The organism is uncultured Pseudokineococcus sp. (assembly GCF_947499845.1).
In the GTDB taxonomy this organism is placed as follows: Bacteria; Actinomycetota; Actinomycetes; order Actinomycetales; family Quadrisphaeraceae; genus Pseudokineococcus.
Map to the genome: position 1 here is coordinate 146,660 of NZ_CANMPM010000001.1, position 13,355 is coordinate 160,014.

The window sequence follows — 13,355 nt, forward strand, 5'->3', positions numbered from 1 at the left end:
CTCCCGCCGCCGGCGCCGTGCAGCTCACCGCTCGGGGCTCACGCTCGGAGCTCTCACCGATCGGGCTCGTCGTCCGGGCTCACCGGTCACAGCTCGCCGGGGGGAGGCCGGTGGCCCCGGCCCGGGTCGCCGTCGTGGGCGGCGAAGAGCTGAAGCACGCAGGAGCGGACGTCGTCGACCTCGAGGACGCGCATCGACCCCCACGGCGGGGTGGCGCCGGGCGGCTGCACGCCGAGGGCGCCGCGGGGGACGACGGCGCGCTGCATGCCCACCCGGGCGGCCTCGGCGAGCCGCCGCTCGGTGCCGGGGACGGCGCGCACGTCGCCGGAGAGCCCCACCTCGCCGATGGCGACCGTGCCCGGCGGCAGCGCGCTGTCGAAGCAGGCCCCGGCGAGGGCGACGGCGAGGGCCAGGTCGACGCCGGGCTCGGTAGTGCGGACGCCGCCGACGGTCGCCGTGAAGACGTCGCTCGGCGTGCGCAGCAGCCCGGCGCGCGCCTGGAGGACGGCGACGGCCAGGGCCACGCGGCTGGCGTCGAGCCCCGTCGAGCGGGTCTTCGGGCTGCCGCCCGCGGCCGGCGCGACGAGCGCCTGCACCTCGAGCACCAGCGGGCGGCGCCCCTCGAGGGCCACCGCGGCGCAGGTCCCGGGCACGGGCGTCGTGGTCCGCGAGAAGAAGAGCTCGCTCGGGTCGACGAGCCCCGTGATCCCGCCCTCGGACAGGTCGAAGCAGCCGACCTCGTCGGTCGGGCCGTAGCGGTTCTTCACGGCCCGCACCATGCGCAGGCGCGAGTGGCGGTCGCCCTCGAAGGTGCAGACGACGTCGACGAGGTGCTCGAGCACGCGGGGGCCCGCGACGGACCCGTCCTTGGTGACGTGGCCGACGAGCAGCGTGGCCATGCCGCGCTCCTTGGCCGTCGCGATGACGGAGGCCGCCACCTCCCGCACCTGGGTGACGCCGCCGGCGGCCCCCTCGACGGCGGCGGACGCGACCGTCTGCACGGAGTCGACGACGAGGAGGTCGGGGGAGACGGTCTCGACGTGGGCGAGGACGGCCGCGAGGTCGTTCTCGGCCGCGAGGAAGAGCCGGGGGCGCAGCGCCCCGATGCGCTCGGCGCGCAGGCGCACCTGGGCCGCCGTCTCCTCGCCGGTGACGTAGAGCACGGTCTTCCCGGTGGTGGCGGTGCGGGCCGCGACCTCGAGCAGGAGGGTCGACTTGCCCACCCCGGGCTCGCCGGCCATGAGGACGACGGCGCCCGGCACGACGCCGCCGCCGAGAACGCGGTCGAGCTCGTCGACGCCGGTGGGGGCCGCCGAGGCCTCCTGCGCGTCGACCTCGGCGATGGGCTGGGCGGCGCGCCGCACGGCCCGGGCGGGCGCGGTGCGCGGGCCCGAGGGCGCGGCGACCTCCTCGACGGTGCCCCACGCCTGGCACTCCCCGCAGCGGCCGACCCACTTGGCCGTGGTCCAGCCGCAGTCCGCGCAGCGGTAGGCGGGGCGCGGGGCGCGGGGGGCGGAGCTCTTGGCGGCCATGGCGGGGACGCTAGGCGCGCCCACCGACAGCGGCCCCCGCCGGGTCGTCGGCCGGGTCGTCTGTCCGGCTGCCCGGCCGCCCGGGGGTGCGCCGCCAGCGCACCGCGACGGCGTCGTCGAGCGCGGTGCCCGGGTGGGCGGCGAGCACCTCGTCGGCCAGGGCGGGCGGCAGCTCGACGCGGACGACCGCCTCGAAGGAGGCGCGGTCGGGGAACGCCCACCGCACGTCGACGCCGCGCTCGCAGAACCCCTGCCGCCGCCAGAACCGGCGCACGGCCGCGGCGTCGTGGCGGGGGCGGGCCCGGGCGAACCACCCGCCGAAGGTCGAGCGGCTCGGGTCGGTGTCGACGACGACCACGGCGCCGCCCGGGCGCAGCACCCGCTCCGCCTCGGCGAGGCCCGGCTCGCAGCCGGGCCCGAAGAAGTAGGCCCAGCGGGCGAGCACGACGTCGACGGAGGCGTCCGGCAGCGGCAGCGCCTGCGCCGTCCCCGCGACGACGCGGACCCGCGTCCCCGCGGGCTCGAGCTCCCGCGCCCGCCGCTGCGCCCTCTCGCGCAGCGGCGGGTGCGGCTCGACGCCGACGACCGAGCGGGCGGCGCCGCGCGCCGCGGCGGCCTCGTCCTCGCCCGGCCCCGGGTCGAGCCCGACGAGCCGCCCGAGCATGACGCCGAGCCCGCAGCCGACGTCGACGACGTCGAGCCCCGCCCAGCCCGCCACCTCGCGCAGGACGGCGTCCACGCGGCGGTCCGGGTCCACGTGGGTGTTCTCCAGCGCGTACGCGTCGGGGTGGTACCAGGCGTTCGGGCTGGGCCTGACGCCCGGCAGGACGTCCTTCCCGGCCGCCCCCTCGGGGGCAGTGCCGTCAGGGGCCGTCCCGTCGAGGTCTGCACCGGGGCGGGCCTCGTCGGGAAGGGGGAGGGGCGGCACGTCGCGGAGCGTAGGCGGCGCTAGGTTCTCCGCCCATGCGCCTGGGGGTCCTCGACGTCGGGTCGAACACCGTGCACCTGCTCGTCGTCGACGCCCACCCCGGCGCCTCGCCCGTGCCCACGGCCTCCCACCGGCGCGTGCTGCGGCTCGCCGAGCGGCTGGACGCCGAGGGCGCCGTCCGCGAGGAGGGCGTGGCGGACCTGCTCGACGCCGTCCGCGCGGCGCGGGAGGCGGCCACCGCCGAGGGCGTCGAGGAGCTCATGGGCTTCGCCACCAGCGCGCTGCGGGAGGCGCCCAACGGCGCGGAGGTCCTCGAGCGGGTCCGCCGGGAGACCGGGGTCGCGCTCGAGGTGCTCAGCGGCGGCGCCGAGGCGCGGCTCACCTTCTTCGCGGTGCGGCGCTGGTTCGGGTGGTCGGCCGGGCGGCTGATGGTCTTCGACATCGGCGGCGGCTCGCTCGAGATGGCCGTCGGCCGCGACGAGGACGCCGACGTCGCGCTCAGCGTGCCGCTCGGCGCGGGGCGCACGACGCGCTCGCACCTCGCGGGCGGGGCGGCGCGACCGCGCGACGTCGCGCCGCTGCGCGAGCACGCCCGTGCGGTGCTCGAGGCCTCGACCGGGCGCCTGCGCGCGCAGGGCGCCTGCGACCTCGCCGTGGGCTCGAGCAAGACCTTCCGGACGCTCGGGCGCCTCACCGGCGCGGCCCCGGCGCGCGAGGGCGCCCACGTGCCGCGCTCCCTGGAGCGCGACGCGCTGGCCGAGCTCGTGCCGCGCCTGGCCTCGCTCGGCCCCGCGGGCCGGCGCCGCCTGCCCGGCGTCTCCGAGGCGCGCGCCGGGCAGGTCGTGGCCGGCGCCGTCGTCGCGCTGGAGGCGATGCGGGTCCTCGACGTCGAGCGGCTGCAGCTCAGCCCCTGGGCGCTCCGGGAGGGCGTCATCCTCCGGCGGCTCGACGCCCTCGCGCCGCTCCTCGGGCGCTGACGGCCCGTCGGGGCCGACCGGTGCGACCGCCCGGGCAGGGTAGGGCGGGCGCGCCCCGCGGGGACGTCGGCGCGGCGCGGGCCTACTGTGGGGGGCGTGAGCGAGAACGGGACGGCCCGCCAGGGGCCCGCCGTCACCCTCTCGACCAGCTCCGTCTACCCCGGCTCCTGCGCGGACGCCTTCGAGACGGCGGCGCGCCTGGGCTACGACGGCGTCGAGGTCATGGTCTGGACCGACCCGGTGAGCCGCGACGCGGTGGCGCTGCGCCGGCTCGCCGACCACTACGGCGTCCCCGTCCTGTCGGTGCACGCGCCGACGCTCCTGCTGACGCAGGGCGTCTGGGGGCGCGACCCGTGGACGAAGCTCGAGCTGTCCGTCGAGCTGGCGCAGGACCTCGGCGCCGACGTCGTCGTCGTGCACCCGCCGTTCCGCTGGCAGCGCTCCTACGCGGCCCGCTTCGTCGAGGGGGTGCGCGAGATCTCCCAGCGGACGGGCACCACGCTGGCGGTGGAGAACATGTTCCCCTGGCGGGCGGGCTCCCGTGAGGTCGTGGCCTACGCGCCGGGCTGGGACGTCGTCGACGAGGACTACGACCAGGTGACCCTCGACGTCTCGCACGCGGCGACGTCGGGCAGCGACTCCCAGGAGCTGGCGCGCAAGCTCGCCGACCGCCTGCGCCACATCCACCTCACCGACGGCAGCGGGTCGGCCAAGGACGAGCACCTCGTCCCCGGCCGGGGCTCGCAGCCGGTCGCCGAGCTCCTCGCCGACCTGGCGGTCGGCGGCTTCATTGGCCACGTCGTCGCCGAAATCAACACCCGCCGCTCGCGGGCTCCAGGGGAGCGCGAGCGCGACCTCGCCGAGACCCTCGCCTTCGCCCGCCAGCACCTGCGCCGTCCTTGACGCCGCACCGCCCCTGACCCCGCTCCGCCCGGCCTCGCCGCGTGGAGCGGTGGGGCGGGTGGGCCGTCCTAGGGTCGGCCCATGAGCACCGCCGCGCCGAGCCGCCCCTCCGTCGCCGTCCTCGGGGTCGGCACCATGGGCGAGGCCGTCCTCGCGGGCGTGCTGCGCTCGGGCTGGGCGCCCGACGACGTCGTCGCCGTCGTGCGCCGCGACGAGCGCGCCGCCGAGCTGGCCGACCGGTACGGCGTCCGGTCCGTGCCGCTCGCCGAGGGGGCCGCCCGCGACGTCCTCGTCGTCGCCGTGAAGCCGCAGCAGCTCGACGACCTGTTCGCCTCCGCCGCGCCGCACGTGCGCCCCGGGGCGCTCGTGCTCTCGGTCGCGGCGGGCGTGCCGACGGCGCGCCTCGCCGCCGCTCTGCCGGAGGGCGTCGCCGTCGTCCGGGCGATGCCCAACACGCCCGCCCTCGTCGGCGCCGGCACCACCGCGGTGTCGGCGGGGCCCGGCGCGGACGAGGAGCGGATGGCGCTCGTCGGCGAGCTGCTGCAGGGCACCGGCGACGTCGTCGTGCTGCCCGAGGCGCTGCAGGACGCCGCGACGGCCGTCTCCGGCTCGGGGCCCGCCTACGTGCTGCTGCTGCTCGAGTCGCTCGTCGAGGCGGGCGTCCACGCGGGCCTGCCGCGGGCGACGTCCTCGCGCCTGGCGACGGGGACGCTCGTCGGCACGGCGGCGCTCGTCCGCGAGAGCGGCGAGCACCCCTCGCTGCTGCGCGAGCGCGTCACCTCGCCCGGCGGCACGACGGCCGCCGGGCTGCGCCGGCTCGAGGAGCGAGGGCTGCGCGCCGCGCTGCTCGACGCCGTCGAGGCCGCGCGCGACCGGGCGCGCGCGCTGGGGGCCTGAGCCCGGCACCCCGTCCGCGGAGCCGTGGCGGCGTCGACCCCGGACGCCCGCCGAGCAGCCTCAGGCGGCCGTCACCGCGAGGACGGAGCTGAGGGCCACGGCGACGGCGACGAGGAGGACCACGACGGCGAAGGCCCGCCGCAGGCGCGAGCCGTCCACCCGGGGGGCGAGCCGCCCGGCGGCGAGGGACCCGGCCACGGCGGCGCCGGCGAAGACGGCGGCACGGGTCCAGTCGACGTCGGTGCCGCCGGCGTGGGCGGCGAAGCCGACGACGGCGTTGAGCAGGACGACGACGAGGGACGTCGGCACGGCGGCGGCCATCGGCAGGCCGAGCAGCAGGGTGAGGGCGGGGACGAGGAGGAAGCCGCCGCCGACGCCGAAGAGCCCGGTGAGGAAGCCGACGGCCGCGCCGGCGCCGACGGCGCGGACGAGGCAGTGGCGCCAGTCGACGCCGCCGCCGGGCAGGGCGCACGAACCCCCGGCGTGCTCGTCGGTGCTCCGCAGCATCCGGGCGCCGGCGGCGACCATGACGGCGGCGAAGCCGAGGAGGACGGCGATCTCGGGCAGCAGGCGCCCGAGCGCGGTGCCGCCGTAAGCGGCGCCGGCGCCGGCGACGCCCATCACCGCGGCGATGCGCCACTGCACCCGTCGCAGCCGGGGCAGCACGGCGGTGGCCGAGGCGGCGCCGACGACGACCAGGGAGACGGGGATCGCCTGGGACAGGGGGAGCCCGGCGACGTACACGAGGACCGGGACGGCGAGGATCGACCCCCCGCTGCCGAGCAGGCCCAGCAGGACCCCGACGGCCAGGCCGAGGACGACGAGCAGGGCGGTCACCGCGCGCCGCCCCGGCGGGCGCGCGGCGGTCGGGCCCGCGTGCTGGTCGCGGGTCGGCGCGCGGCGGCGCTCACGAGCCGGTGCCGCCGGCGGCGCGGCTGCCGGTGGGCAGCCGGCCGAGGGCCTCGTCGATCCCGGGGGCCTGCGGGTCCCGGTTGTACGGCAGGGCGCAGAGGGCGCGGGCCATGGCGCAGGTGTCGGAGACCGCCGACCAGGTCAGCCCGGCGCCGACGGCGCCGGCGAGGAAGCGGGCGCGCGGGGCGGCGAGGCTCGCCAGCACGGAGGCCAGGACGAGGGACCCGGCGGTCAGGCGGACCTGGCGGTCCATGGCCCACCGGGGGCGGCCCCCTCCGCTCGTCCCGGTCGAGCCCGTCTCGACGGGGCCGCCGGCGGCGGCGTAGGCGGGCACCCCGCCGTCCAGGGCGTGCACGCGGTCCAGCCCGACGGCCTGCAGGCGCTCCAGCGCACGGGCCGAGCGGGCCCCGGATCGGCAGACCAGCAGGACGGGGGCGCCGGTGGCGGCCAGGGCGGCCGCGGTCCGCTCGGGGTGGGCCTCCAGCAGGTCCACCGGGATGTTGGTGGAGCCGGTGACGCGGGTGCCGGCGTGCTCGCCGGGGCTGCGGACGTCGACGACGACGACGTCCTGCTCGGCGGCCCAGGCGGCCGCGGTGGCGGCGTCGACGCGGCCGCTCGCTGCGGCCGAGACGGGCGCGGTGGGTGCGGGGGCGGTGCTCATGGGTCCTCCTGTCGAGGGGGGTGAGGCCGCCCGGCGCAGCGGCCGGTGCGGCCGCTGCGCCGGCTCCGGCCGGGCGAGGGGACGTGACGGGCCCTGCGGTGGGCGGGTCGGAGCCCGCGGTCCGAGGCCCTCGCGTCGTCAGGCCGCGTCGGGGTGGTCGACTACGAGGCCGGCGTCGGCCGCGGCGGAGAAGGCGTCGTCGACGAGGACGACGTCGCGGCCGGGGCGGTCCAGCACCGAGGCGGCGACCGAGGCGCGGTACCCCGAGCCGCAGTAGACCCACACCTCGCCGCCCGGGACCTCCTCGATCCGGTCGGCGAGCTCGTGGAGGGGGAGGTGCACGGAGCCGCGGACCCCGCCGCCGGCGCGCTCGTCGCGACGACGGGCGTCGAGCACCGTCAGCGGAGCGCCGCTGCCCTCGGCGTCGGCGAGGCGTCGGGCGAGGCCGGCGAAGTCGCTGACCCGGTAGGAGCGCAGCGCCCCGTCGGCGACGGACCCGCCGGCGACGGTCTCGATGTCGCCGGTGACGGCGCCGGCGAGGTGGTCGACGCCGATGCGCACCAGCTCGCGGCGGGCGGCCAGGACCTGGTCCTCGGTCTCGCCGATGAGGGTCAGCGGGGTGCCGTAGTGGTAGAGCCACCCGAGGTAGGTCACGAAGCTGCCGGACAGCTCGAAGCCGTAGGAGCCGGCCAGGTGTCCGGCGGCGAAGGCGGTCCGGGCGCGCAGGTCGACGACCCACTGGCCGTCGGTGATGCGCCGGCGGACCTCGTCGGGCTCGACGGGGACGGGCATCGACAGGTCGACCGGTGCGGGCCCGCGGCGGTTGGCCGGGCCCATGTGCGCGTAGTAGGCGGGGTAGGCGCTGAGGCCGTCGAGCAGCGCGCGGACGTAGTCGTCCTCGGCCTGCGTCAGCGCCGGGTTGGTGGCGGCCTGCTCGCCGATGGTGGAGGAGTCCCCCGTGGTGGGGGTGGCCGAGCAGAAGCTGCCGAAGCCGTGGGTGGGGTAGACGGCCGTATCGGCGGGCAGCTCCTCGGCCAGGCGCCGCGCGGAGCGGTACTGGTCGTGGGTCAGCCCGACGGTGTCCTCGGGGGAGACGAGGTCGGTGCGACCGGTCGAGCCGAAGAGCAGGGAGCCGCCCGTGAAGACGGCCTCGACGGCGTCCTCGGCGCCCAGCAGGGCGTAGGAGGTGTGGTGGTGGGTGTGCCCGGGCGTGCGGATCGCCCGGACGGCGAGGGCGCCGGCCCGCAGGACGTCGCCGTCGTCGGCCGGGGTGTGGTCGAACTCGACGTGGCTGCCGGCGGGCAGCACGTAGCGGGCGCCGGTGGTGCGCGCGAGCTCGAGCCCGCCGGTGACGTAGTCGTTGTGGACGTGGGTCTCGAGCACGAGGGAGACCTGCACGCCGAGGCGCTCGACGAGGTCGAGGACCCGGTCGACGTCGCGCTGCGGGTCGACGACGACGGCGGTGGTGCCGTCGGTGGCCAGGTAGCTGCGGTCGCCGAGGCTCGTGGTCTCGATGGTGACGACGTCGATCATGACGGTCCTTCCCTACCCCGTAGGGTATGCGGTGTCGACACTGCGGTGCGGTCGGTGGTGCCTGCTGCGGCTGGGCCGCCCGCCCCGGACCGGTGCCCGTGGCAGGCGGCCGGCGGGTCAGGCGAGGGAGAGGAAGAGCTTCTCCAGCTCGGCGTCGCTGAGGGGGCGCTCGGTGCCGTCCCGCTCGGCGACCATGCACTGGCGCATGCCCGTGGCGATGACCTTGAAGCCGGCCCGGTCGAGGGCGCGGGAGACCGCGGCGAGCTGGGTGACGACGTCGGCGCAGTCGCGGCCCTCCTCGATCATCCGCACGATGCCGCCGATCTGGCCCTGCGCCCTCTTCAGGCGCGCCAGCACGTCGGTCAGCTGGCTGGTGTCCACGTCCATGGTCGTCTCCTCCGCGGTGCTGAGGTCTGGATACCCCGGGGGGTACAACGAGCAGCGTAGCCGGATGTTCCCGCGCCACCGGCGCGCACGTGTCGTGGACCTCGGTGGCTGCCCCGGTCGGAGCAGGAGCGGGCCCGAGGTCACCGAGCGCCACGGGATCGCCGTGACCTCCGAGGACAACGGGTCGGTCGGCTCGTCAGCGGGCGTCGGGCGGGACGGCCGCGAGGAAGCGGCGCACCTGCGCCCGGCTGCGCAGCCGGTGCACGTGCGCGCGAGGTGCGTGGGCGGCGACGGCCTCCAGCACCCGGGGCCGGCTGCGCCGTCGCCAGGTGATGACCCACCACCAGAAGCCGACCCGCTCGTGGGACCGCCGCAGGGCGCGCCAGGCGCAGAGGGCCAGGGGCAGGTCGAGGGCGACGACCGTGTCGGCTCGGCGCAGCCGGGGCGCCGGTGCGTCGTGGGGCCCGAGGTCGCCGTCCATGACCCACCGCTCGCGCCCGGCCAGGCGCTCCTGCACGGAGGTCCACTCGGCGGCGTTCAGCGGCCGAGCGCCGTCGACCCAGAAGTGCTGGTCGAGCTCGACGACCGGCAGCCCGGTGGTCTCGCCCAGGGCTCGCGCCAGGGTCGACTTCCCGGCTCCGCCGCGGCCGAGGACCAGCACCCGCTCCACCGGCGCCAGGCTACGGAGCGGCCTGGCCGCTCCCTCCGAGCCGCCGCCCGTGGGCCCGGGGCAGCAGGACGAGCGCGCACGCCAGCACCCACAGGCCCCCGAGCGCCAGCCCGGCGAGGACGTCGGTGAGGTGGTGCGCCGCCACGTAGACGCGGGAGGCGCCGACCGCGGGCGCGAGCACGAGGGGGAGGACGAGGACGAGCCACCGACCGCGGCCGCGCCCGTAGGCCCGGTGGACCGCGGCGACGGCCCCGTAGAGGGCGGCCGCGGCCGCGGCGTGACCGGAGGGCCAGGCCGCCGCCACGGGCAGCCCGGTGGTGAGGTCGGGCACCTCCGGGCGGGCCCGGCCCACCAGCTGCGAGGTGAGGAGGTAGAGGAGCACCTCCCCGCCGAGGGCGAGCACGACGAAGGCGACCGGCCGCCAGGAGCGCGTGACGGCGAGGGCGAGGACGGCGAGCGACAGCCCGAGCCCGACCACCGCGGGGGTGCCCGAGAGGCGGCCGACCGCGTCCGCCGCCGCCGTCAGGGCGGGGCTGCGGGCCTCGAGCGCCCAGGCGGTGGCGCTGCGGTCGAGCCGGCCGAGCCAGGTCCCGCCGAGCGCCCCGGTGACGAGCAGCCCGGTGGCGGAGAGCGCGGCCGCCAGCGCGACCGCGGCGCCGAGCAGGCGCAGCGCCGTCGCGCGCCCCTGCGGCAGCACCGGTTCGCCGCTCGGGGCTGCGCGCGGGGCCCGGTCCGGTGCCACGGCCAGCGGGTCGAGCGGCTCCTGCGCCGCGACGCCGCGGTCGTGCTGCCAGCCGCGGAAGGCCGCTGCCGTCAGGGCCACCCACGACGCCCCGAGCGCCCAGCCGGCGAGCACGTCGGAGACGTAGTGCACGCCGAGCGCCAGGCGCGAGGCCCCGACGGCCACGACGACGAGCGCGGTGGCCGCCACCAGCCACGGCCGCAGGCGACGGCGCGCTGCGGGCAGGACCAGGACGAGCAGGACCGTGGCGGTGACGAGCGAGCCCATGGCGTGCCCGCTGGGGAAGCTGGCGTTCGACGGGGTCTGGACCACGGGGGAGTCCACGACCGGTCGCGCCCGGTCGACGACCGCCTTGGTCAGCGGGACGAGCACGGTCAGGCCGAGGCCGGTGGTCGCGGTGAAGACGGCGAGCCGCCGCTGCTGCCGGACCAGCAGGAAGACCGTCGCCAGGACGAGGGCGAGGACGACCGTGCCGGTGTCACCGAGTCTGGTGACCGCACGCAGCGCCGCCACCGCGGCGGGGGACCCGCTGACGGCGGCGTTGAGGTCCGCGGCGACGTCGCCGTCCAGGGCCGCCAGCGGGGACCAGGAGCGCTGGACCAGGAGCCACAGCAGGAGGAACGGCACGGCCCCCAGGAGCAGCGCCGCCCCGCTGAGGAGCGCCCGGACGCCGAAGCGGCCGGCGCCCGCCGTGCTGCTGGCGCCGGCCGGTCGACCGCCGACGGCGGAGGGGGCCATGCTCCCTCGGTACCGGACCCGGCCAGTGGGTGCAACGGCGCAGCGGCCCGGGAGCGCCGACGGCGACGCGGGGCGAGGACGGCGGGTCTCAGCCGCCCAGCTCGGCGCGCCGCGTCACCAGCCGCTCGCGCTCGGCGTCCAGCCGCTCGCGCTCGCGCCCGGCGAGGCGGCGGACCTGGAGGTCGAGCACCGCGCGCGCCTGGGCGTCGTCCAGCCCCCACGCGCCCAGCGCGGCGGCGGCCGCGGCCACGTCGGGGGCGTCGGCCACGAGGTCGACGAGCTCGGCGCGCCGCTCGACCGCGAGGGCGAGCGCCTCGAGCACGTGCAGGCGCATGGCGATGTAGCCGAGCTCGCGCTCGGTCGCCCGGTCGGTCGCCCGGTCAGGGGCGCCCTCGCTCACGGCCGCCCCGCGAACTTCTCGATGAGGCTCGTGCGCCCCGAGACGATGAGGAGGTCGCGCTCGCGCACCCGCGTGTCGGGCTGGGCGTAGTGGAAGTCCTCGCCGGGGCTCTTCACGCCGACGACGGTGACGCCGTACTTCTCGCGCACCTTGCTCTGCCCGAGGGTGAAGCCCTGGCACTCGCGCGGCGGGCGCATCTTGACGATGGCGAAGCCGTCGTCGAACTCGATGAAGTCCAGCAGCCGCCCGCCGACGAGGTGGGCGACGCGCTCGCCGGCGTCCGCCTCCGGGTAGACGACGTGGTGGGCGCCCAGGCGCGTGAGGATCCGCCCGTGGGAGGGCGTGATGGCCTTCGCCCAGATCTGCGGCACACCCATGTCCACGAGGGTCGACGTCGTGAGCACGCTCGCCTCGAGCGAGGTGCCGATGCCGACGACCGCGACGCGGAAGTCCTGGGCGCCGAGCTGGGCGAGGGCGTCGCCGTTGGTCGCGTCGGCCTCGACGACGTGCGTGAGGCGGCCGGACCACTCCTGCACGAGCTCGGGGTCGCGCTCGACGGCGAGCACGTCGTGGCCCATGCGGTCCAGGCCCGCGGCCATGGCGCTGCCGAAGCGGCCGAGCCCGATGACGAGCACGGCGTCGTCGCGTGTCCTGTCAGCCAACGATGGGCCTCTCCTCCGGGAGACGGAACAGCCGGCCGCTCTCGCGCAGGGCGAGGGCGGCGGCCAGGGTCATGGTGCCCGTGCGCCCGACGACCATGAGCGCCGAGAGGACGTACTTGCCGGCGTCGGGCAGGTCGGCGGTGCCGCCGACGGACAGCCCGACGGTCGCGAACGCCGAGACCACCTCGAAGAGCACGACGTCGAGGCTGTCACCGGTGATGGCGAGCATCGCCACCGTGCCGACGAGGACGGTCGAGGTGCCGACGAGCCCGACGGCGACGGCGAGGCGCAACGAGGCCTGCGGCACGCGGCGCCCGAACACCTCGGCGTCGCGGTCCCCGCGGGCCTCGGCGACGACGGCCAAGACGAGGACGAGCAGCGTGGTCACGCGGATGCCGCCGGCCGTCGACGCGCTGCCGCCGCCGACGAACATGAGCGCGTCCTGCACGAGCCAGGTCGCCGTCGACATCTCCGTGAGGTCGAGCGTCGAGAAGCCGCCCGAGCGCGGCATCACCGACGCGAAGCCCGTGGCGAGGAGGCGGTCGGGCCACGGCAGGGCGCCGAGCGTGCGCGCGTTGCCCCACTCCATCGCCCCGATGAGCACGGCTCCGACGACGAGCAGCACGGCCGTGCCGGCCACGGTCATCTGCGCGTGCAGGCCCCACCGGCGCGGGTGGCGCCAGCGGTCGCGCAGCACGAGGAGGACGGGAAAGCCGAGGCTGCCGAGGACGACGCCGACCATGATCGGCAGGCAGAGCCACCAGTCGCCGGCGGGAGAGGTCCCGTCCAGCGCGGGCAGGCCGCCGGCGTGCGAGACGAAGCCGGCGTTGTTGAAGGACGAGACGCCGTAGAAGAGGGCGTGCCAGGCCGCGGCGGGCAGCGACTCGCCCGCGACGAGAAAGCGGGGCAGCAGGACGAGGGCGATGACCACCTCGACGGCCACCGACGCGAGGATGACGGTGCGGACCAGCAGGCCCACCTCGCCGAGCCGCAGCGCCTTCGTCTCGTTCTGGGCGAGCAGGCGCTGGGACAGCCCGAGCCGCCGGGACACGAGCAGGCCGAGGAGGCTCGCGAGGACGAGCACGCCGAAGCCGCCCACGGCGATGCCCGCGAGGATGATCGCCTCGCCGAGGTCGGACCAGTAGGTCGCCGTGTCCACCGTCACGAGGCCCGTCACGCACACCGCGGAGACGGCGGTGAAGAGGGCGTCGGCGAACGGCGCCCTCTCGCCCGAGCTCGTGGCCCCCGGCAGGCTGAGGAGCGCCGTGAAGACGCCGATCACCGACACGAAGGCCAGGACGGCGAGCCGGGCGGGGGAGCGGCGGACGAAGCCGGCGAGGCCGCCGCGGACGGCTCCCCGCGTGCGCGGGGGCGTCTCCAGGTCCACCGCGCGCCCTCCCGGACCGGGTACGG

At 77.7% G+C, this 13,355-nt stretch carries 14 protein-coding genes; 3 read left to right on the forward strand and 11 right to left on the reverse strand.

The window, feature by feature from the left end; all coding sequences use genetic code 11:
* Positions 1 to 86 precede the first annotated feature (86 nt).
* Together radA and Q0789_RS00695 are read right to left on the reverse strand one after the other, a co-directional pair.
* Entirely contained in the window at positions 87 to 1,532 is a 1,446-nt protein-coding gene (radA, locus tag Q0789_RS00690) for a DNA repair protein RadA (RefSeq protein WP_298801281.1), read from the reverse strand.
* Between the two features lie 10 nt (positions 1,533 to 1,542).
* Complete coding sequence (locus tag Q0789_RS00695; protein WP_298801282.1) at positions 1,543 to 2,460, reverse strand: class I SAM-dependent methyltransferase; 918 nt, start codon at positions 2,458 to 2,460, stop codon at positions 1,543 to 1,545.
* Between the two features lie 35 nt (positions 2,461 to 2,495).
* Between Q0789_RS00695 and Q0789_RS00700 the strand changes: the two genes are divergently transcribed.
* From Q0789_RS00700 to proC, 3 genes are all read left to right on the forward strand, one after another.
* The gene (locus tag Q0789_RS00700) at positions 2,496 to 3,437 is read left to right on the forward strand and encodes a Ppx/GppA family phosphatase (RefSeq protein ID WP_298801283.1); all 942 of its coding nucleotides are present in this window, start codon (positions 2,496 to 2,498) and stop codon (positions 3,435 to 3,437) included.
* Positions 3,438 to 3,533: 96 nt separating this feature from the next.
* Entirely contained in the window at positions 3,534 to 4,340 is an 807-nt protein-coding gene (locus Q0789_RS00705; protein WP_298801284.1) for a sugar phosphate isomerase/epimerase, read from the forward strand.
* Between the two features lie 81 nt (positions 4,341 to 4,421).
* The gene (gene proC, locus Q0789_RS00710; protein ID WP_298801285.1) at positions 4,422 to 5,237 is read left to right on the forward strand and encodes a pyrroline-5-carboxylate reductase; all 816 of its coding nucleotides are present in this window, start codon (positions 4,422 to 4,424) and stop codon (positions 5,235 to 5,237) included.
* Positions 5,238 to 5,297: 60 nt separating this feature from the next.
* On the opposite strand, the gene Q0789_RS00715 is transcribed toward proC, so the two are convergent.
* From Q0789_RS00715 to Q0789_RS00755, 9 genes are all read right to left on the reverse strand, one after another.
* Positions 5,298 to 6,074: a sulfite exporter TauE/SafE family protein gene (locus Q0789_RS00715; protein ID WP_298801286.1), complete on the reverse strand. Its 777-nt coding sequence runs from the start codon at positions 6,072 to 6,074 to the stop codon at positions 5,298 to 5,300.
* 70 nt (positions 6,075 to 6,144) lie between these two features.
* Positions 6,145 to 6,810: a rhodanese-like domain-containing protein gene (locus tag Q0789_RS00720; protein ID WP_298801287.1), complete on the reverse strand. Its 666-nt coding sequence runs from the start codon at positions 6,808 to 6,810 to the stop codon at positions 6,145 to 6,147.
* Between the two features lie 138 nt (positions 6,811 to 6,948).
* Positions 6,949 to 8,340, reverse strand: a complete 1,392-nt coding sequence (locus Q0789_RS00725; RefSeq protein ID WP_366917588.1) for an MBL fold metallo-hydrolase — start codon at positions 8,338 to 8,340, stop codon at positions 6,949 to 6,951.
* Between the two features lie 120 nt (positions 8,341 to 8,460).
* Positions 8,461 to 8,730 (reverse strand): metal-sensitive transcriptional regulator, encoded by a 270-nt coding sequence (locus Q0789_RS00730; protein ID WP_298801289.1) that lies wholly within the window; start codon positions 8,728 to 8,730, stop codon positions 8,461 to 8,463.
* Between the two features lie 196 nt (positions 8,731 to 8,926).
* The gene (locus tag Q0789_RS00735) at positions 8,927 to 9,400 is read right to left on the reverse strand and encodes a hypothetical protein (protein ID WP_298801290.1); all 474 of its coding nucleotides are present in this window, start codon (positions 9,398 to 9,400) and stop codon (positions 8,927 to 8,929) included.
* 10 nt (positions 9,401 to 9,410) lie between these two features.
* Entirely contained in the window at positions 9,411 to 10,880 is a 1,470-nt protein-coding gene (locus Q0789_RS00740) for a phosphatase PAP2 family protein (RefSeq protein ID WP_298801291.1), read from the reverse strand.
* 88 nt (positions 10,881 to 10,968) lie between these two features.
* A complete protein-coding gene (locus Q0789_RS00745) occupies positions 10,969 to 11,280 on the reverse strand; it encodes a hypothetical protein (protein WP_298801292.1) in 312 nt (103 codons plus the stop codon).
* Positions 11,277 to 11,942, reverse strand: coding sequence for a TrkA family potassium uptake protein (locus Q0789_RS00750; protein ID WP_171203653.1), 666 nt, complete (start codon positions 11,940 to 11,942; stop codon positions 11,277 to 11,279). The genes Q0789_RS00745 and Q0789_RS00750 overlap by 4 nt, the downstream gene beginning before the upstream one ends.
* Positions 11,935 to 13,323, reverse strand: coding sequence for a potassium transporter TrkG (locus Q0789_RS00755; protein WP_366917589.1), 1,389 nt, complete (start codon positions 13,321 to 13,323; stop codon positions 11,935 to 11,937). The genes Q0789_RS00750 and Q0789_RS00755 overlap by 8 nt, the downstream gene beginning before the upstream one ends.
* Positions 13,324 to 13,355: the final 32 nt, after the last annotated feature.